General features: G+C 73.0%; 17 protein-coding genes. 3 read left to right on the forward strand and 14 right to left on the reverse strand.

Features of this window, described 5'->3' with window-relative positions; translation table 11 throughout:
• Positions 1–461: 461 nt before the first annotated feature.
• From ASG49_RS14635 to ASG49_RS14645, 3 genes are read right to left on the reverse strand one after another with little or no spacing between them, the layout of a single operon-like run.
• Positions 462–1,538: an alpha-hydroxy acid oxidase gene (locus ASG49_RS14635; RefSeq protein ID WP_056543193.1), complete on the reverse strand. Its 1,077-nt coding sequence runs from the start codon at positions 1,536–1,538 to the stop codon at positions 462–464.
• 3 nt (positions 1,539–1,541) lie between these two features.
• On the reverse strand, positions 1,542–2,804 hold the full coding sequence (gene tyrS, locus ASG49_RS14640; protein WP_056543194.1) for a tyrosine--tRNA ligase: 1,263 nt from the start codon (positions 2,802–2,804) through the stop codon (positions 1,542–1,544).
• A 52-nt stretch (positions 2,805–2,856) separates the two neighbouring features.
• Positions 2,857–3,429, reverse strand: coding sequence for a TIGR03086 family metal-binding protein (locus ASG49_RS14645; RefSeq protein ID WP_056543196.1), 573 nt, complete (start codon positions 3,427–3,429; stop codon positions 2,857–2,859).
• A 136-nt stretch (positions 3,430–3,565) separates the two neighbouring features.
• Here ASG49_RS14645 and ASG49_RS14650 point away from each other — a divergent pair, with 136 nt between their 5' ends.
• Positions 3,566–4,624, forward strand: coding sequence for a glycerophosphodiester phosphodiesterase family protein (locus tag ASG49_RS14650; RefSeq protein ID WP_056543198.1), 1,059 nt, complete (start codon positions 3,566–3,568; stop codon positions 4,622–4,624).
• Here the strand turns inward: ASG49_RS14650 and ASG49_RS14655 are convergent.
• The 3 genes from ASG49_RS14655 to ASG49_RS14665 are packed head-to-tail and all read right to left on the reverse strand — an operon-like array spanning position 4,610 to position 8,377.
• Entirely contained in the window at positions 4,610–5,191 is a 582-nt protein-coding gene (locus ASG49_RS14655; RefSeq protein WP_056543200.1) for a DNA-3-methyladenine glycosylase, read from the reverse strand. The two genes, ASG49_RS14650 and ASG49_RS14655, sit on opposite strands and share 15 nt — an antisense overlap.
• Positions 5,179–6,633 (reverse strand): argininosuccinate lyase, encoded by a 1,455-nt coding sequence (gene argH, locus ASG49_RS14660; RefSeq protein ID WP_200936347.1) that lies wholly within the window; start codon positions 6,631–6,633, stop codon positions 5,179–5,181. Before argH ends, ASG49_RS14655 begins: the two co-directional genes overlap by 13 nt.
• A 22-nt stretch (positions 6,634–6,655) precedes the next feature.
• Positions 6,656–8,377, reverse strand: a complete 1,722-nt coding sequence (locus tag ASG49_RS14665; protein WP_056543201.1) for a glycerol-3-phosphate dehydrogenase/oxidase — start codon at positions 8,375–8,377, stop codon at positions 6,656–6,658.
• Positions 8,378–8,547: 170 nt separating this feature from the next.
• On the opposite strand from ASG49_RS14665, the gene ASG49_RS14670 reads away from it, so the two are divergent.
• Together ASG49_RS14670 and glpK are read left to right on the forward strand one after the other, a co-directional pair.
• Entirely contained in the window at positions 8,548–9,264 is a 717-nt protein-coding gene (locus tag ASG49_RS14670) for an MIP/aquaporin family protein (RefSeq protein ID WP_255355140.1), read from the forward strand.
• Between the two features lie 101 nt (positions 9,265–9,365).
• Entirely contained in the window at positions 9,366–10,886 is a 1,521-nt protein-coding gene (gene glpK / locus ASG49_RS14675) for a glycerol kinase GlpK (protein WP_056543204.1), read from the forward strand.
• Positions 10,887–11,017: 131 nt separating this feature from the next.
• Here glpK and argG read toward each other — a convergent pair whose 3' ends face one another.
• From argG to argC, 8 genes are read right to left on the reverse strand one after another with little or no spacing between them, the layout of a single operon-like run.
• The gene (gene argG / locus ASG49_RS14680; protein WP_056543206.1) at positions 11,018–12,451 is read right to left on the reverse strand and encodes an argininosuccinate synthase; all 1,434 of its coding nucleotides are present in this window, start codon (positions 12,449–12,451) and stop codon (positions 11,018–11,020) included.
• Entirely contained in the window at positions 12,448–13,017 is a 570-nt protein-coding gene (locus tag ASG49_RS14685; RefSeq protein WP_056544812.1) for an arginine repressor, read from the reverse strand. Before ASG49_RS14685 ends, argG begins: the two co-directional genes overlap by 4 nt.
• The gene (gene argF / locus ASG49_RS14690) at positions 13,014–13,949 is read right to left on the reverse strand and encodes an ornithine carbamoyltransferase (protein ID WP_056543207.1); all 936 of its coding nucleotides are present in this window, start codon (positions 13,947–13,949) and stop codon (positions 13,014–13,016) included. The genes ASG49_RS14685 and argF overlap by 4 nt, the downstream gene beginning before the upstream one ends.
• Positions 13,946–15,139 (reverse strand): acetylornithine transaminase, encoded by a 1,194-nt coding sequence (locus ASG49_RS14695; RefSeq protein WP_056543210.1) that lies wholly within the window; start codon positions 15,137–15,139, stop codon positions 13,946–13,948. Before ASG49_RS14695 ends, argF begins: the two co-directional genes overlap by 4 nt.
• Complete coding sequence (argB, locus tag ASG49_RS14700; protein ID WP_056543212.1) at positions 15,136–16,086, reverse strand: acetylglutamate kinase; 951 nt, start codon at positions 16,084–16,086, stop codon at positions 15,136–15,138. Before argB ends, ASG49_RS14695 begins: the two co-directional genes overlap by 4 nt.
• Positions 16,083–17,246, reverse strand: a complete 1,164-nt coding sequence (gene argJ / locus ASG49_RS14705; RefSeq protein WP_056543214.1) for a bifunctional glutamate N-acetyltransferase/amino-acid acetyltransferase ArgJ — start codon at positions 17,244–17,246, stop codon at positions 16,083–16,085. The genes argB and argJ overlap by 4 nt, the downstream gene beginning before the upstream one ends.
• Positions 17,243–17,722 (reverse strand): ACT domain-containing protein, encoded by a 480-nt coding sequence (locus tag ASG49_RS14710; RefSeq protein ID WP_056543216.1) that lies wholly within the window; start codon positions 17,720–17,722, stop codon positions 17,243–17,245. Before ASG49_RS14710 ends, argJ begins: the two co-directional genes overlap by 4 nt.
• Positions 17,719–18,759 (reverse strand): N-acetyl-gamma-glutamyl-phosphate reductase, encoded by a 1,041-nt coding sequence (gene argC, locus ASG49_RS14715; protein WP_056544814.1) that lies wholly within the window; start codon positions 18,757–18,759, stop codon positions 17,719–17,721. Before argC ends, ASG49_RS14710 begins: the two co-directional genes overlap by 4 nt.
• Positions 18,760–18,776 lie beyond the last annotated feature (17 nt).

Genomic DNA, 18,776 nt, shown 5'->3' on the forward strand with positions numbered 1-18,776 from the left:
GCCGACAGGTAAATTAATTCGTCGACTTTTGACACACTGTTGAGTTCTCAAGAATCAAGCGCGCACCTGATAACGAGCCTCTCGGCCGTATCGCGGGGCGACGGTCAAACTTACCGGACGCACCTGGGCGAGTCAAACCCGCCCTGATCCGTCCTCCCCACTTGGGAGCTCCGCCATGAGGGACCTCGAGGCCGCCGTGGCGCGCACTCGAAGACCTCGGCTGAGGTGCTTGGTGGGGGTGGCTGTCCCGGTCCGGCCGCGAGGTCCTGATCCGGACCCGCGTCCCGCTCTCTCCGGGGCAACGAGGTGAAACATTAGGACCCCCGTGGGGCAGGGTCAAATCGAGCCGTCGTGGCCCCGGTCACACGCCGTCGTAACGCTGGTCAGGCCGGGTCCGGGGCCTGCTGGAGGGGTCGGACCGACCCGAAGGACCCCCTGCACGGGCGGGCCCACGAGCGCGGTCACCGCCCGGTGTCGACGACCCCCCGCAGGGCGCCCACGTCGGCGCACCCCGCCAGTCGCATCGTCTCCTCCAGCTCGTCGTGGAGCAGTGCCAGTGCCCGGCGTACGCCGTCCGGGCCATCGGCGGCGAGGGCCATGAACAGGGGCCGCCCCAGCAGCACGGCGTCCGCCCCCAGGGCCAGGCCGACCGCGGCGTGCAGCCCGCTGCGCACTCCCCCGTCGACCAGGACCGTCGCGCGGTCGCCCACGGCCTCACGGACGCGCGCGACGCAGCGCGCGGTCGCCTGCGCCTGGTCCAGCTGGCGTCCCCCGTGGTTGGACACCCACACGCCGTCGGCGCCCGCCTCCACCGCGTCGGCGGCATCGTCCCCCCGGAGCACCCCCTTGACCACCACGGGCACCCCGGAGCGCTCACGCAACCACGCCAGGTCGGCCGGTGCGAGATCCATCGCCTTGGCGCGGTGCGCGGGGTCGGGCGTGCGGCCCTCCTCCGGGAGGTTGGCCCCCAGCCACGCCGGGTCGGCGACGTCCCACACCCGTCCCCCCGCCGGGGAGGGGTAGCGCGTCCCGACGACGGGGGTGTCGACCGTCAGCGCGACGGCGCCGGCACCGTGACGCACCGCCTCGTCGAGCAGGCGCGCGGCGACCTCCCGCTCGGGCGTCATGTAGAGCTGCAGCCACCACGTCGCGCCCGTGGCCCCGATTTCGGCGAACGTGCTCCCGGCGTTGCTGGAGAGCACCAGCGGGACGCCCGCCTCGCCGGCGGCCTCCGCCATCGCCACCTCGCCGCGGGGGTGCGCGGCGCGTTGCAGGGTCATCGGCGCGACGCCGAACGGCGAGCGGGTCGGCGCGCCCAGCAGCTCACCACCGAGCCGCACCTCGCGCACGTCGCGCAACACCCGCGGGAGCAGCCGGACCTCACGCCAGGCCGCCGTGGCCTCACCCAGCGTCACCTCGTCGCGGGCTCCCTCGCCGATGTAGCGCAGCACCGGCTCGGGCAGCACGGCCCGGGCGCGATCCTCGAGGTCGACCAGCCACCCCGGTCCGACCGTGCCGTCCCTGCCGCTCCCGCCCATGGCTCAGCCGACCTCGACGCCGGCGAGGTTCTTCTTGCCCCGGCGCAGCACCAGCCACGACCCGCCCAGCAGGTCCTCGAGCCCGGGCACGTGGTCGACGTCGGTGACCCGCTCGTTGTTGAGGTAGGCGCCGCCCTCGGTGATGGTCCGCCGCGCCTCGCCCTTGCTCTTCACCAGCCCCGAGGCCACCAGCAGGTCGACCGTGGGCGTCCCAACGGTCGCGGTGGCCGCGCCGGCCTCCCGCAGCGCGGCGGCCAGCGTGCCGGGGTCGAGGTCGCGCAGCTCGCCCCCGCCGAACAGGGCAGCGGCCGCGGCCTTGGCCTGCTCGGTCTCCGCAGCCCCGTGCACCAGCGTCGTCACCTCGTCGGCCAGGCGCTTCTGCGCGGCCCTCCGGAAGGGCTGCTCGGCCGTGGCGACGTCGAGCTCCTCGATCTCCTCGCGGGACAGGAAGGTGAAGATCCGCAAGAGCTCCCCGACCTTCTCGTCCTCGACGTTGAGCCAGAACTGGTGGAAGGCGTACGGCGAGAGCATCTGCGGGTCGAGCCACAGCGCCCCGCCTTCGGTCTTGCCGTACTTGGTGCCGTCGGCCTTGGTCACCAGCGGCGTCGCGAAGGCGTGGGCGTGGCCGCCCTCGGCCCGACGGATCAGCTCCACGCCGCCGGTGAGGTTGCCCCACTGGTCGCTGCCGCCGAACTGCAGCGTCACCCCGTGGTCGCGGTGAAGGTTGAGGAAGTCCATCGACTGCAGCAGCACGTAGCTGAACTCGGTGTAGCTGATGCCCGCCTCTAGCCGGCTGCGCACGACGTCGCGCGCCAGCATCCGGTTGACCGGGAAGTGCTTGCCGATGTCGCGCAGGAAGTCGATGGTCGACAGGCTGGCGGTCCAGTCGTAGTTGTCGACCATGGTCGCCCCGGTGGGGCCGTCGAACTCCAGGAACGGCTCGATCTGGGAGCGGACGCGGCCCACCCACTCCTTGACGGTGTCACGGCTGTTGAGGGTGCGCTCGCCGGAGTCACGGGGGTCGCCGATCATGCCCGTGGCGCCCCCGACCAGGGCGTACGGCGTGTGGCCGGCTTGCTGCAGCCGCCGCGCCGTCAGCAGCTGCACCAGGTTGCCCATGTGCAGGCTCGGCGCGGTCGGGTCGAAGCCGACGTAGAACCGGACGCTGTCCGCCGTGAGTGCCTCGCGGAGGGCGTCACGGTCGGTCGCGTGCGCGACCAGACCCCGCCACTCCAGGTCGTCGAGCAGGTGCGGGTCGGTGGTCAACGTGCGTGTCTCCTCGTGCGCGGACGGTGGGCGACCAGCCTCCCACGGGGGGTCAGCGGCCCCAGCCCGGGTCGCGGCCCGACGCGGCGAGCGCCCGGTCGAGCGCCGACGGGTCCTCCCCGGCGTCGGCCTCGGCGCCGAAGGCGCCCATCGAGCGGCCGGTCTCGCCGTGCTTGTCGAGCAGCTGCTGCGCCTGCTCGGCGACGTCGTCGTCGACCTCGAGCTCCTGGCCGGTCGCGCGGGCGAGGTCCCAGCCGTGGAGCAGCACCTCGAGGAAGGCCATGTCGCCGACGTCCTCGCGCGACATCGCCCCGTCGAGCGCCTCGCCCTCCCACGCCTCCGGCTGGGCCCACGCGTCGGCCACGGCGATCAGCCGGCCGGACAGCTGGTCGCGCCAGGCCTCCCCCAGCTCCTGGCCGCTCGTCCCCCAGGGGTCGTCACGGTCCAGCGGCTCCCCGGCACCTACGCGCCGCATCGCCTCGGTGGTGCCGAGCAGGTGCGAGGTCAGCCCTCGCACGTCCCACCCCTCGCAGGGGGTCTTCGCGTCGAGGGCCGCGGTCGGCACCCCCTGGACGACCGGCTGGAGGCTGGCGACGAGGCCGTGCAGGTGCTCGCGGGTGCTCATGGGGGCTCCTCGGGTGGGGTGTACGTCGGTGTATACACCCTGCGCCGAGACGGCGGCGGGGTTCTCCCCCGCGAGACGCACCGACCACCTACGGTGTCCGCAGTACCCTCCCCTGCGACCCACGACGGACCGCACCGTGACCCTGACCGACACCCGAGCGCGACGCACCCGGCCGCTCGCCCGGCCGCTCGCCCGGCCGGTCCTGCTGCTCCTGCTGGCACTGTTGGTGCCGCTGGCCTGGGTCACCCCGGCCGAGGCGGCGCTCGACCTGCGCCAGGGCAGCCGCGGCGCCGCCGTACGCACGGTGGAGGGCCGCCTGGCCACGCTCGGCCTGCTGCGACGTGCCCGGGTGGACCGCGTCTACCGCCTCGCGACGGTCCGGGCGGTGCGGTCGTTCCAGCGACAGGAGCGACTGCGGGTCACCGGGCGCGTCGACCGGCGCACCTGGGACGCGATCGCGCGGGCGGTCGCGCCCAAGCCCGCTGCCCCCCTCCCGCCCGTGCCGGTGATCGTCGGGCACCGGGGCGACGGGGGCCGGACCGCGCCGGAGAACACCCTGGCGGCGATGGTGGCCGGGGCGGAGGTCGCCGACGTCCTCGAGCTCGACCTGAGGGCCACCTCCGACCACGTGCTGGTGCTGATGCACGACACCACGCTGGACCGCACCACGAACTGCACCGGCCCGGTCTCGGCGTGGACCCACGCCGACCTGACCGCACGGTGCACCGTCTCGGGCGAGCCGGTGCCGACCTTCGAGGAGGTCGCGGCGTTCGTCGCGACCACGTCGCTCTCGCTGTCGCCGGAGCTGAGGCGGGAGGCCACGCCCGAGGACCTGTCGGCCTTCGTGGCCACGCTGCGGGCCCACGGTCTCGTCGGCCGCACCTACGCCCAGTCGTTCGACGCCGCCACGCTGCGCTCGCTCGCCGCGGTCGACCCGGCCGTGCGCCGGGTCTTCCTCGGCCCCGGCTCGACCCCGGTGTCGGTGCCCCGGGACCTCGGCGCCACCGTCATGGCCGTGAACCTGACCGGGCTCACCGCTGCCCGGGTCGCGGAGTACCAGCGCGCCGGGATGCGGGTCTGGCCGTGGACGGCGGTCACGGAGGAACAGCTGCGAGCGCTCCGGGCGATGCGGGTCGACGGGATCGTGACCGACATCCCGGCGGCCGCGCGGCGGATGTTCTCAGCGGCGTCGTGAGACCGGCCGCGCCGGGACGTAGCGGCTGACGGTCGGGTCGCCCTCGACCCAGAAGCGCCACGGCCGGTCGCCCGCGAGGCGCAGCCCCACCCGCGGGCCGGTGACGTGCGGGACTCCTCGCCCGAGCCGCACGGCGTCGCGCACGTCCAGACCGTCGTGGGACCGGTCCAGGTCGAGGGTGCGGCACAGCCGGGCCGGGCCGCGGGCCAGGTCGCGGTCGCGCACCCCGGGTCGGCGGGCGCGCGCGACCTCGAGCCCGTCGACCACCTCGCCGGCACGCAGCAGCACCGCCGCCGCCTCGCCCTCCGGCCCGCAGACCAGGTTGGCGCAGTGGTGCATGCCGTAGGTGAAGTAGACGTAGAGACGGCCCGCCGGGCCGAACATCGTGGCCGTGCGGGGCGTGCGGCCCCGGTGGGCGTGGGAGCCCGGGTCGTCGGCACCGGAGTACGCCTCGACCTCGGTGAGGCGCAGCGTGACGCCACCCATGGTCAGGTGGGCGCCGAGCAGCAGCGGCGCGGCCTCGAGCACCGGCAGCTCCAGCACCTCGGCCAGGCTCAGCCCAGCCATGCCCGGTGCCCCGCCACCACCGCGCGCAGCTCGGCCAGCTGCTCGGCCACGCGGGCCGGGGCGGTGCCACCGCGGGAGTCGCGGGAGGCCACCGAGCCCTCGACGGTGAGCACCTCGCGGACCCCGGGGGTCAGGCGTGGGTCCAGCTCGGCGAACTGCGCGTCGCTCAGGTCGGGGAGGTCGACGCCGAGCTCCTCGCAGCGGCGCACGCACGCCCCGGAGACCTCGTGCGCCTCGCGGAACGGCACCCCCTCGCGCACCAGCCACTCGGCGACGTCGGTGGCCAGGCTGAAGCCCTGGGGCGCGAGCTCGGCCATCCGGTCGGTGTGGAAGCGCAACGTGGCGACCTGTCCGGTGAAGGCCGGCAGCAGCACCTCGAGGGTGTCCACGGAGTCGAAGACCGGCTCCTTGTCCTCCTGGAGGTCGCGGTTGTAGGCCAGGGGCAGCGCCTTGAGCGTGGCCAGCAGGCCGGCCAGGTTGCCGACCAGCCGCCCCGACTTGCCTCTCGCCAGCTCGGCGACGTCGGGGTTCTTCTTCTGCGGCATGATGCTCGACCCGGTGGAGTAGCCGTCGTCGAGCGTGACGAACCCGAACTCCCGGGTGGCCCAGAGGATGACCTCCTCGGCCTGGCGGCTCACGTCGACGCCGACCATGGCCAGCACGAAGGCCAGCTCGGCCACGAAGTCGCGCGCCGCGGTGCCGTCGATGGAGTTGGCGACCGACCCCGTGAAGCCGAGGTCGTGCGCCACCGCCTCGGGGTCCAGCCCCAGGCTGGACCCGGCCAGCGCACCCGAGCCGTACGGCGACTCGGCGGCCACCCGCGCGTCCCAGTCGCGCAGCCGGTCCACGTCGCGGAGCAGCGGCCAGGCGTGCGCCAGCAGGTGGTGGCTCAGCAGCACCGGCTGGGCGTGCTGGAGGTGGGTGCGTCCCGGCATGATCGCGCCGAGGTGACGCTCGGCCTGGTCGGCGTCGGCCTCGACGAGGTCGAGCAGCAGCCCGGCGACGACGCGCGCGTGGTCGCGCAGGAACACCTTGAACAGGGTGGCGATCTGGTCGTTGCGGCTGCGGCCGGCCCGCAGCCGACCGCCCAGCTCGGGACCGACGACCTCGAGCAGCGCCCCCTCGAGCGCGCCGTGGACGTCCTCGTCCTGCGGCCGCGGGCGCAGCTCGCCGGAGGCGACGCGCCGGCCGAGCTCGTCGAGCCCGGCCAGCAGCCCGTCGCGCTCGGAGTCGCTCAGCAGGCCGGCGCCGTGCAGCACCCGGGCGTGGGCCCGCGACCCGTCGAGGTCGTAAGGCGCCAGCCGCCAGTCGAAGTGGGTGCTGCGCGAGAGCGCCTCGAGCTCGGGGCTGGGGCCGCCGGCGAACCGGCCGCCCCACAGGCTGCCCTCGTTGGTCGTGCCGCTCCCGGCCTGCTGCTCCTGGTCACTGCTGGGGTCGTCCACGCGCGCCAGTCTGGCAGCCCGCTCAGTCCAGGGCGCGCCCGACCGCTCGGGCCCGGATGTCGGGCGCGGCGAGCCGGTCGGCGTTGGCGGCGAGGTCGTCGCCCTCGGCCTGCGACTCCCGCTCGGCGGCGACACGGGCGCGGTAGGCGGCGACCTCGTCCTCGACCCGGCGCTCGTCCCAGCCCAGCACCGGCGCGACGAGCGCGGCGGCGTCGTCGGCGCACTCCACGCCCCGGTCGTGGGCCTCGATGGAGATGCGGGTGCGGCGCGAGAGGAGGTCGTCGAGGTGCAGCGCGCCCTCGTGCGACGCGGCGTACACGATCTCGACCTTGAGGTACTCCTCGGCGCCGGGCAGCGGCTCGAGCAGCGAGGGGTCGTCGTCGGCGAGGGCGAGCACCTCCTGCAGCAGCGCGCCGTAGCGGTCGAGCAGGTGGGTGATCCGCCACGGCGGCAGGTCGCGGTTGCGGGCGATCAGCTCGACCTGGTTGGTCAGCGCCTGGTAGCCCTCGGCGCCGACCAGCGGGATGTGGTCGGTGACGCTGTCGGGCACGTGGGCCGACAGGTCCGCCCGGGCGGCGTCGACCGCGTCGGCGGCCATCACCCGGTAGGTGGTGTACTTCCCGCCCGCGATCGAGATCAGGCCGGGCTGGGGCCGCGCGACGGCGTGCTCGCGGGACAGGTTGGAGGTGGCCTCGCTCTCGCCGGCGAGCAGCGGGCGGAGGCCGGCGTACACGCCCTCGATGTCGTCGTGGGTCAGCGGCGTGGTCAGCACGGTGTTGATGTGCTCGAGGATGTAGTCGATGTCGGCGCGGCTGGCGGCCGGGTGCGCCCGGTCGAGGTCCCACTCGGTGTCGGTGGTGCCGATGATCCAGTGGGTGCCCCACGGGATCACGAACAGCACGGACTTCTCGGTGCGCAGGATCATGCCGGTCTCGGAGTTGAGCCGGTCGCGGGGCACCACGATGTGCACGCCCTTGGAGGCGCGGACGTTGAACTGCCCACGGCCGCCGGCGAGCTTCTGGATGTCGTCGGTCCACACGCCGGTGCAGTTGATGACGACCTTGGCCGAGAGCGTGGCGGACTCGCCGGTCTCGACGTCCTCGACCGTCGCGCCGACGACGCGCTCGCCGGCGTGGACGAAGCCGGTCACCTTGGCCGAGGCGATCACCGAGGCGCCGTACGTCGCGGCGGTGCGCGCCAGCATCATCGTGTGGCGGGCGTCGTCGGCCTGGGCGTCGTAGTAGCGCAGCGCGCCGGCCAGCGCGTCCTTGCGCAGCCCCGGCGCCATCCGCAGCGCCTTGCGGCGGCTCAGCTGCTGGTGGCGCGGCAGCGAGCTCTTGCCGCCCATCGTGTCGTAGAGCGTCAGGCCGGCCGTGACGTAGGGACGCTCCCAGAACCGGTGCTTGAGCGGGTAGAGGAACGAGACCGGCTTGACCAGGTGCGGTGCCAGCAGGGTCAGCATCAGCTCGCGCTCGCGCAGCGCCTCGCGGACGAGCGAGAAGTTCAGCTGCTCGAGGTAGCGCAGGCCGCCGTGGAACAGCTTGGAGCTGCGCGAGGACGTGCCGGAGCCGAAGTCGCGCTGCTCGACGAGCACGACCTTGAGGCCGCGCGTGGCAGCGTCGAGCGCCACGCCCGCCCCGGTCACGCCACCGCCCACGACCAGCACGTCGATGTCGGCGTCGTCCTGGAGAGCGCGCCACGCCTCGGCGCGCTCGTCGGGTCCCAACCTGGCCGGTGCGAGCATCTGCTCTCCTCCGTCGTGTGCTGCGGTGCGGGGGTCGTCCCCCACCCCCACTCTAGGGACGGGCCACCAGGGGCCCGGGTGTGCAACCATGCTCGGGCGCCGGCCGCTGTGTCGCGCGTCACAGTGTGTCTCGGGAGCTCCGGCTCCGCCGTACGACGAGAGGACCGTGCGTGTTCACCGACATCTTCCTGCCCGAGGTCATGGGCACCGCCATCCTGATCCTGCTGGGCTGCGGGGTGGTGGCCAACGTCGTCCTCCCCAAGACCGGTGGCTTCGGCGGCGGCACCCTGCTCATCAACTTCGGCTGGGGCCTCGGCGTGTACGCCGGCGTCTACGTCGCCTACAAGTCCGGGGCCCACCTCAACCCGGCCGTGACCCTCGGCCTCGTGGCGGCCGGCGACTCGGGGCTGTCGTTCGTCGACGTCGTGGTCTACATCGTGGCCCAGGTGCTGGGCGCGATGCTGGGCGCGACGCTGGCGTGGGCGGCGTACAAGAAGCACTTCGACGACCCCGAGGCCGACGAGGGCTCCAAGCTCGGCGTCTTCAGCACCATGCCGACGATCCACGCACCGATCTGGAACGTCGTGACCGAGGTGATCGGCACCTTCGTGCTGATCTTCGTGATCCTGGCCTTCGGCAAGACCCCCACCGAGGTCGGCCCGCTCGCCGTGGCCCTGCTCGTCGTCGCGATCGGTGCCAGCCTCGGCGGCCCGACCGGCTACGCGATCAACCCGGCCCGTGACCTCGGACCGCGCATCATGCACGCGCTGCTGCCGATCCCGCGCAAGGGCTCCAGCGGCTGGCACTACGCCTGGGTCCCCGTCGTCGCCCCGATCATCGGCGGCGTCCTGGGCGGCCTCGCCGGCAACGCCGTCGGCTTCGTCTGAGCGACCGACCGACTCCCCCGACTCCCCCGACTCCCCCGACTCCCCCGACTCCCCCGGCTCCCCCCCACCCGTCCGACCCGCAACCAGGCAAGGATCTCCACATGGCGAAGAACACCTACATCCTGTCCATCGACCAGGGCACCACCAGCACCCGCGCGATGGTCTTCGACCACTCCGGCTCGGTGGTGGCCGTCGACCAGATCGAGCACGAGCAGATCTTCCCGCGGGCCGGCTGGGTCGAGCACGACCCCGAGGAGATCTGGAACAACACCCGCGAGGTGATCGGCGGGGCGCTCGGCAAGGCCAACCTCAACAGCCGGAGCATCGAGGCGGTCGGCATCACCAACCAGCGCGAGACCGCGGTGGTGTGGGAGAAGGCCACCGGCAAGCCGGTCTACAACGCCATCGTGTGGCAGGACACCCGCACCCAGAAGATCGTCGACGAGCTGGCCGGCGACGAGGGCGTCGAGCGCTACAAGGACGTCTGCGGGCTGCCGCTGGCGACGTACTTCTCCGGACCGAAGGTGAAGTGGATCCTCGACAACGTCGACGGCGCGCGGGAGAAGGCCGAGGCGGGCGAGCTGCTGTTCGGCAACACCGACACCTGGCTGCTGTGGAACCTCACCGGTGGTGCGGAGAACGAGGGCGTGCACGTCACCGACGTCACCAACGCCAGCCGCACCATGCTGATGAACCTCGCCGACCTGACCTGGGACGAGTCCATCGCCGCCGACATGGGGATCCCGGTCTCGATGCTGCCGGAGATCCGCTCCTGCTCCGAGGTGTACGGCGAGTGCAAGCCCGGCGTCCTCAACGGCACCCCCATCGCCGGCATCCTCGGCGACCAGCAGGCCGCCACCTTCGGTCAGGCGTGCCTGGAGAAGGGCACCGCCAAGAACACCTACGGCACCGGCAACTTCATGCTCCTCAACACCGGCACCGAGCAGGTCCCGAGCGAGAACGGCCTGCTGACGACCACCTGCTACAAGCTGGGCGACGAGCCCACCGTGTACGCCCTCGAGGGCTCGATCGCGGTCACCGGCTCGCTGGTGCAGTGGGTCCGCGACAACCTGGGCATGATCTCCTCGGCGCCCGAGATCGAGGAGTCGGCCAAGAAGGTCGACGACAACGGCGGCGCTTACTTCGTGCCGGCCTTCTCCGGCCTGTTCGCCCCGCACTGGCGTCCCGACGCGCGCGGCGCGCTGGTCGGCCTGACGCGGTTCGTCAACCGCCACCACATCGCCCGGGCGGTGCTGGAGTCCACGGCGTTCCAGACCCGCGAGGTCCTCGACGCGATGAACGCCGACTCGGGCGTGCCGCTGACCGAGCTGCGCGTCGACGGCGGCATGGTCGTCAACGAGACCCTGATGCAGTTCCAGGCCGACATCCTCGGCGTGGACGTGGTGCGGCCGAAGGTCGCCGAGACGACCGCGCTCGGGGCGGCGTACGCCGCGGGCCTGGCCGTCGGCTACTGGTCGAGCACCGACGAGATCACCGAGAACTGGGGCGAGGACAAGCGCTGGTCGCCGCAGATGGACGAGGCCGAGCGCGAGCGCCTCTACCGCAACTGGAAGAAGGCCGTCACCAAGACCCTCGACTGGGTCGACGACGACGTCGACTGACCGACCCGGCTCTGGGGCGTCGGCCGTCCGGTTTCCCAGGTGATGAACCCGAACTGCCTCCTCACACACCGTGCGTGGTGTGTGAGGAGGCAGTCTGCTGTGCGAGGTCAGGCAGGTTGCCGACCGGTGGATCAGTCGGTCCCGACCTCCATGGCGACGTCGTCGAGGACGCGGTCGGAGTCGTCGCCCTCGGCGGTGGGGTTGCGGGTGATGCGGTCGTAGCCGCCGGGCTCGATGGCGCCGTAGAGGGTGCCGTTCTCGACGAGGACCTGGCCCTGGTCGAGGGGCTGGGCGGCGTACTGCTCGAGCTTGTCGCGGGAGTCGGCGATGTCGAGGTTGCGCATCGTCAGCTGGCCGATCCGGTCGACCGGGCCGAAGGCGGCGTTCTCGGTGCGCTCCATCGAGAGCTTGTCGGGGTGGTAGGAGAAGTTCTCCCCCGAGGTGGCGAGCACGGTGTAGTCCTCGCCGCGCCGCAGCCGCAGCGTGACCTCGCCGGTCACCAGCGAGGCGATCCAGCGCTGGATCGACTCGCGGATCATCAGCGCCTGGGGGTCGAGCCAGCGGCCCTCGTAGAGCAGCCGACCGAGCTTGCGGCCCTCGTTGTGCAGCTGCGCGATGGTGTCCTCGTTGTGGATGGCGTTGAGCAGCCGCTCGTAGGCGATCCACAGCAGCGCCATGCCGGGCGCCTCGTAGATGCCGCGCGACTTGGCCTCGATGATCCGGTTCTCGATCTGGTCGCTCATACCGAGCCCGTGGCGGCCGCCGACGGCGTTGGCCTCCATCACGAGCGCCACGGCGTCGTCGAAGCGGACGCCGTCGATCGCGACGGGGCGCCCCTGCTCGAAGCGGACGGTGACGTCCTCGGTCTCGATCTGGACCTCGGGGTCCCAGAACTTCACGCCCATGATCGGCTCCACGGTCTCCAGGGAGACGTCGAGGTGCTCGAGGGTCTTGGCCTCGTGGGTCGCGCCCCAGATGTTGGCGTCGGTGGAGTACGCCTTCTCCTTGCTGTCGCGGTAGGGCAGGTCGTGCTCGACCAGCCACTGGCTCATCTCCGCACGACCGCCGAGCTCGGTGACGAAGTCGGCGTCGAGCCAGGGCTTGTAGATCCGCAGCTCGGGGTTGGCCATCAGGCCGTAGCGGTAGAACCGCTCGATGTCGTTGCCCTTGAAGGTCGAGCCGTCGCCCCAGATGTCGACGCCGTCCTCGTGCATCGCGCGGACCAGCATGGTGCCGGTGACGGCCCGGCCGAGCGGCGTGGTGTTGAAGTAGGTGCGGCCGCCGGAGCGGATGTGGAAGGCGCCGCAGGCGATCGCGGCCAGGCCCTCCTCGACCAGCTGGGGGCGGCAGTCGACGGCGCGGGCGATCTCGGCGCCGTACGCCAGGGCGCGGTCGGGCACGCCGGAGATGTCGGGCTCGTCGTACTGCCCGATGTCGGCGGTGTAGGTGCAGGGCACCGCGCCCTTGTCGCGCATCCAGGCGACGGCGACGGAGGTGTCGAGGCCGCCGGAGAAGGCGATGCCGACGCGCTCGCCGGCGGGCAGGGAGGTGAGGACCTTGCTCATGGGTGTCCCTTCGGGGGGGTCGGGGTGTCGTCGGGGGCGGTGCCGGAGGGGCGCTGGGCACCGTTGGCCAGGCCGAGGAAGCGCCGCTCGAGCGCCTCGCCGCCGGCCGGGTCACGCGCGATCACCAGCACGGTGTCGTCGCCGGCGATGGTGCCGAGCACGTCGGAGAGCTCGGACTTGTCCATGGCCGAGGCCAGGAAGTTGGCGGCACCGGGCGGGGTGCGCAGCACGACCAGGTTGGCCGAGGACTCGGTGGATACGAGCAGCTCGGCGCACAACCTTGAGAGCCGCGCCTGGCTGGCGGCGCTGTCGCGGTTGGCGACCGGGGTCCGGTCACCGCCCTCCCCCGGCACGGCGTACACCAGGGCGCCGGAGGAGCTGCGGACCTTGACGGCGTCGAGCTCGACGAGGTCGCGCGACAGGGTGGCCTGGGTGACCGCGATGCCGTCGGCGTGCAGCCGGTCGGCGAGCTCGGTCTGCGAGCGCACGTGGCCGGTGGAGAGGATGTCGACGATCCGCTGCTGCCGGGCGCCCTTGGTGTCGGGGATGTGGCCGTGCTCGCTCACGAGCACTCCCCCGACCGGGACTCCAGCAGCCACGCCATCACGGCCTTCTGGGCGTGCCGGCGGTTCTCGGCCTCGTCCCACACCACGCTGCGGGGGCCGTCGAGGACATCCGCACTGATCTCCTTGCCGCGGTAGGCCGGCAGGCAGTGCAGCACCACGGCCTCGTCGTCGGCGTGGGAGAGCAGCTCCTCGTCGAGCGACCAGGGGGCGAAGGCCGCGGCGCGCGCCTCGGCCTCGGCCTCGCGGCCCATCGAGACCCAGGTGTCGGTCGCGACCGCGTCCGCACCGGTGACCGCCTCGACGGGGTCGGCGACGAACGCCACCGAGCCGCCGGTCGCCTGGGCGACGACCTGGGCCTGCAGCAGCACCTCGGCGTCGGGCTCGAAGCCCTCGGGGCCGCTGACCCGCACGTGCATGCCTGCGGTGGCGCCGCCCAGGAGGTAGCTGTGGCCCATGTTGCAGGCGGCGTCGCCGACGAAGGCCAGCACCTGCCCGGCGAGCGCGCCGTGGTGCTCGCGCAGCGTCAGCAGGTCGGCCAGCACCTGGCAGGGGTGGAACTGGTCGGTCAGCGCGTTGACGACGGGCACCCCGGAGTACGCCGCCATGTCCTCGAGGCGGGACTGGTCGTGCGTGCGCCAGACCACCATCGCGGCCTGGCGCCCCAGCACCCGGGCCACGTCGGGCACCGACTCGCGCACGCCCACCTGGGCCAGCGATCCGTCGATGATCATGGGGAAGCCGCCGAGCTCGGCGATGCCCGAGGCGAAGGACGCCTGGGTGCGCAGCGTCGGCTTGTCGAAGAGCACGGCGACGGTCTGCGGGCCGGCGAGCGGGCGCGCGTCGTACGGCGCCGCCTTGAGGTGGACGGCGAGGTCGAGGACGTGGCGCTGCTGGTCGGGGGTGAGGTCGTCGTCGCGGAGGAAGTGCCTCACGGCGAGGCCACCCCGTCCGCCAGGCCCGCGGCGTCGAGCAGCCCCGGCCAGGCCGCGAGGAAGCCCGCGACGTCGTCGTCGGTGACCACCAGCGGCGGCGCGAGGCGCACCCGGTCGGGTCCGGTGGCGTTGATGATCCAGCCGGCCTCCTGGGCCGCGGCGACCACGGCCGGGGCCTTCTCCTCGGCCAGGGTCAGCCCCACGAGCACCCCCAGGCCGCGGACGTCGGTGACGCGCGGGTCCTGCGAGAGGCCCGAGCGCAGCCGCTCCCCTACCTCGACGGCGCGGGCCAGCAACCCGTCGCGCTCGATGGTGTCGAGGACCGCCAGCGCGGTGGCGCACGACAGCGGGTTGCCGCCGAAGGTGGTGCCGTGGTTGCCGGGCTCGAACAGCGTCGCCGCCCGGCCCAGGCCGAGGGTGGCGCCGATGGGCATGCCGCCGCCGAGGCCCTTGGCCAGGGTGACCAGGTCGGGCACGACGCCCGAGGCCTGGCTGGCCAGCCAGGTGCCGGTGCGGCCCATGCCGCTCTGCACCTCGTCGAACCACAGCAGCGCGCCGTGGCGCTCGGTGGTCGCGCGGGCCGCGGCGAGGTAGGCCGCCGGCGCCTCGTTGACGCCCGCCTCACCCTGGAGCGGCTCGATCACGACGGCCGCCGTCTCGTCGGTGACGGCCGCGTCGAGCGCGTCGACGTCGCCGAACGGCACCCAGGTGACGTGCCCGGGCAGCGGCTCGAACGGCTCGCGGTAGGCGGCCTTGGAGGTCAGCGCGAGGCTGCCCATGGTGCGGCCGTGGAACGCGTCCTGCATCGCCACCACGTGGCTGCGGCCGGTCAGCCGCGTCAGCTTCAGCGCGGCCTCGTTGGCCTCCGCGCCGGAGTTGGAGAAGAACACCCGGGCCTCGACGTCGGCCGGCGTCATCAGCGCGACCAGCCGCTCGGCCAGCGTGACCTGCTGCGGGCTGGTGAAGAAGTTGGAGACGTGACCCAGGGTCCGCACCTGGGTGCTCAGCGCCTCGACGAGCGCGGGGTGGGCGTGGCCCAGCGTGTTCACGGCGATGCCGCCGAGGAAGTCGACGTACTCCTTGCCCTGGTCGTCCCACACGTGGGCGCCCTCGCCCCGGACCAGCGCCAGCTTGGGCGGGCCGAAGGCGTTCATCAGCGACGCGCCGTAGCGCTCCAGCAGCTCGCTCACGCGTCCTCCTCCTGCTCGTCGGCGGTCTCGGGCTCCTCGTAGGAGTAGGCCTTGCGCAGCTTGGTCTCCACTCCCGGCAGCACCTGGGTGCCGACGCCCTCGTCGGTGAACAGCTCGAGCAGCACCGAGTGCGGCACCCGGCCGTCGACCACGGTCGCGCGGGGCACGCCGCCGGTGACGGCGACGTGGCAGGCCTTCATCTTGGGCACCATGCCGCTGTCGAGGCTGGGCATCAGCTCGGCCAGCGCGTCGGGCCCGATCTCCTGGATCACGTCGTCGCTGTCGGGCCAGTCGCGGTAGAGGCCCTCGACGTCGGTGAGCACCAGCATCTTCTGGGCGCCCAGCGCCACCGCGAGCGCGGCAGCCGCGGTGTCGGCGTTGACGTTGTGGACCACGCCGTCCTCGTCGGGCGCGACGCTGCTGATCACCGGGACGCGGCCGGCCTCGATCAGGTCGAGCACCGCCTCGGGGCGGACCCGGGCGACCTCGCCGACCAGGCCCAGGTCGACCTCCTCGCCGTCGACGACGGTGTTGGTCGCCTCGGCGGTGAACAGGCCGGCGTCCTCGCCGGAGAGTCCGACCGCGATGTGGCCGTGGTGGTTGATCAGCCCGACCAGCTCGCGCTGCACCTGGCCCACCAGCACCATCCGGACGACGTCCATCGCCTCGGGCGTGGTGACGCGCAGGCCGCCGCGGAACTCCGACTCGATGCCGAGCTTGTCCAGCATGCGGGAGATCTGCGGGCCGCCGCCGTGGACGACGACCGGCTTGAAGCCGGCGTACCGCAGGAAGGCGATGTCCTCGGCGAAGGCCACCTTGAGGGTGTCGTCGGTCATCGCGTTGCCGCCGTACTTCACCACGACGACCTGGCCGTGGTACTTCATCAGCCACGGGAGGGCGCCGGCGAGGACCTGGGCGGGACGGGTCGAGTAGGGGGGCTTGTTCATGAGGAGTACGCGCTGTTCTCGTGGACGTAGGCATGGGTCAGGTCGTTGGTCCAGACGGTGGCGCGTGCGTCGCCGGACTTGAGGTCGACGGTCACGCTCACCTCCCGCCCGGACAGGTCGACGCCGGCGGGGTCCTCCGCGGGGGTCGACGTGCGGCAGACCCAGACGCCGTTCATCGCGACGTCGAGGTCGGCCGGGTCGAAGGCGGCCCGGGTGGTGCCGATGCTGGCCAGCACGCGGCCCCAGTTGGGGTCGCGGCCGAACACGGCCGCCTTGAACAGGTTGCTGCGGGCGATGCTGCGACCCACCTCGACCGCGTCGGCCTCGGACGCGGCGTGCAGCACCGTGATCGCGATCTCGTGGTCGGCACCCTCGGCGTCCTTGAGAAGCTGCATCGCCAGGTCGGTGCAGGCCTGGGTGAGCGCCTCGGTGAAGTCGGGCAGCGACGGGGTGACGCCGCTGGCCCCGCTGGCCATCACGGTGACGGTGTCGTTGGTCGACATGCAGCCGTCGGAGTCGAGCCGGTCGAAGCTGGCCGCGGTGGCGGCGCGCAGGGCAGCGTCGAGGTCGGCGGCGGGCACGACGGCGTCGGTGGTGAGCACGACGAGCATCGTGGCCAGCTGGGGGGCGAGCATGCCCGCGCCCTTGGCCATGCCGCCGATGGTCCAGCCGCCGCCGTCGACGACGACCTGCTTGCTCACCGAGTCGGTGGTCATGATCGCGGTGGCCGCGTCGTCGCCCCCGTCGTCGGCGAGCGCCTGCGCCACGGTGTCGACGCCGGCCAGCAGCACGTCGCGGTCGTTGGTCAGGCCGATCAGTCCGGTGGAGCACACCACGACGTCGACCGCGCCGACGCCCACGCGCTCCGCGACGCGCTCGGCCACCGCGTGGGTCGTCTGGAAGCCGTCGGCCCCGGTGTAGCAGTTGGCGCCGCCGGAGTTCAGCACGACCGCCTTGACGGTGCCGTCCTTGACGACCTCCTGGCTCCACAGCACCGGGTTGGCCTTGCACCGGTTGGCGGTGAAGACCGACGCGGAGTCGAAGCGCGGCCCGGCGTTGACCACCAGGGCGAGGTCCTTGGGGGGACCGTCCTCGCGGGGGGACTTGATGCCGGCCGCGATGCCGGCGGCGGTGAAGCCGGCGGGGTGGGTGACGCTCACTTCTTCTCCTGGGGCTGCTTCGACGAGGGCTGCTTGGACGGGGTGACGGGCACGGCGGTGACGACGGTGTGCCCTCGTCGCTCCCACTCCTGCGCGGCCCGGTCGGCGTCGTCCTTGGGCACCAGCACCCAGTCGGTGTCGTACGTCGAGACGGTGAACACGCTGATGTGCGCCTCGGCCAGCGGGGTGAGCAGCGCGACCAGGACGCCGGTCAGGGCGAAGTCGAGCTCGCCCTGCACCGCGAAGGCGGTGAACGGCCCCTGCGACCGCGCCTTGCGGGGGACGCTGCGGGTGGCGCACACGACGCTGGTCTCCGTGGCGGTGGCCGTGACCGAGAACAGCGAGGACGACTCCGCCCACGCCGGGATCTCGGCGCCGGCGCCGAGCCGGACGACGGCGAGCTTCTCGGGGAAGCGCTCGAGGGTGAAGGTCTCGACGGGCTCGACCGGGGTGGACGGGTCGGTGGGGGTGCTCACGGCGCCAGCCCGACGGTGGTGAGGCCGGTGGCCTCGGGGAGCCCGAGGGCGAGGTTCATGCACTGCACGGCCGCGCCGCCCGTGCCCTTGGCCAGGTTGTCGACGGCGCCGACGACGACCGCGCGTCCGGCGTCCTCGTCGAGGGCGACCTGGAGGTGGACGCTGTTGGAGCCGAGCACCGCCTTGGTCGTGGGCCACTGGCCCTCGGGCAGCAGGTGGACGAACGGCTCGTCGGCGTAGGCCTTCTCGTAGACCGCACGCAGGTCGTCGGCACCGACCCCCTCGCGCACCGAGGCGCTCGCCGTGGCGAGGATGCCCCGCGGCATCGGCACCAGCACGGGGGTGAAGGAGAGCCGGACGGTCTCCTGGGTCAGCCCGCCGAGGTTCTGCAGGATCTCGGGGGTGTGGCGGTGCGTCCCGCCCACGCCGTACGCCGAGGCGGAGCCCATCACCTCGCTGCCGAGCAGGTGCGGCTTGGCCGCCTTGCCGGCACCGCTGGTGCCGCTGGCCGCGACCACGACGAGGTCGTCGGCGGCCACGACCCCGGCGGCGACCGCGGGGGCCAGGGCGAGGGTGGACACGGTCGGGTAGCAGCCCGGGACGGCGATCCGGCGGGCACCGGCGAGCACCTCGCGCTGGCCGGGCAGCTCGGGCAGGCCGTAGGGCCAGGACCCCGCGTGCTCGGAGCCGTAGAACTTCTCCCACAGCGCGGCGTCGGTCAGCCGGAAGTCGGCGCCGCAGTCGACGACCACGGTGTCCTCGCCCAGCTGCGCGGCGACCGGGCCGGACTGGCCGTGCGGGAGCGCCAGGAAGACCACGTCGTGGCCGGCCAGCGTCTCCGGGGTCGTCTCCTCGAGCACCCGGTCGGCCAGCGGCACCAGGTGCGGCTGCAGCGCACCGAGCGGCTGGCCCGCGTTGGAGCCCCCCGTCAGCGCCCCGATCTCGACGTCGGGGTGCGCCAGCAGCAGCCGGAGGACCTCTCCCCCGGCGTACCCGCTCGCTCCGGCCACGGCCACCCGCACGTTCGACATGTGCATGACCATACACAGTCGTG

The sequence above is a fragment of the Marmoricola sp. Leaf446 genome (assembly GCF_001424755.1).
In the GTDB taxonomy this organism is placed as follows: domain Bacteria; phylum Actinomycetota; class Actinomycetes; order Propionibacteriales; family Nocardioidaceae; genus Marmoricola.

Bases quoted from the DNA above. Each gene is read 5' to 3' on its own strand.
- ASG49_RS14635 (WP_056543193.1), bottom strand. From the start codon at position 1,538: ATGGGCGGGAGCGGCAGGGACGGCACGGTCGGACCGGGGTGGCTGGTC.
- ASG49_RS14645 (WP_056543196.1), bottom strand. From the start codon at position 3,429: ATGAGCACCCGCGAGCACCTGCACGGCCTCGTCGCCAGCCTCCAGCCG.
- ASG49_RS14655 (WP_056543200.1), bottom strand. From the start codon at position 5,191: ATGGCTGGGCTGAGCCTGGCCGAGGTGCTGGAGCTGCCGGTGCTCGAG.
- ASG49_RS14665 (WP_056543201.1), bottom strand. From the start codon at position 8,377: ATGCTCGCACCGGCCAGGTTGGGACCCGACGAGCGCGCCGAGGCGTGG.
- glpK (WP_056543204.1), top strand. From the start codon at position 9,366: ATGGCGAAGAACACCTACATCCTGTCCATCGACCAGGGCACCACCAGC.
- argG (WP_056543206.1), bottom strand. From the start codon at position 12,451: ATGAGCAAGGTCCTCACCTCCCTGCCCGCCGGCGAGCGCGTCGGCATC.
- argB (WP_056543212.1), bottom strand. From the start codon at position 16,086: ATGAACAAGCCCCCCTACTCGACCCGTCCCGCCCAGGTCCTCGCCGGC.
- argC (WP_056544814.1), bottom strand. From the start codon at position 18,759: ATGCACATGTCGAACGTGCGGGTGGCCGTGGCCGGAGCGAGCGGGTAC.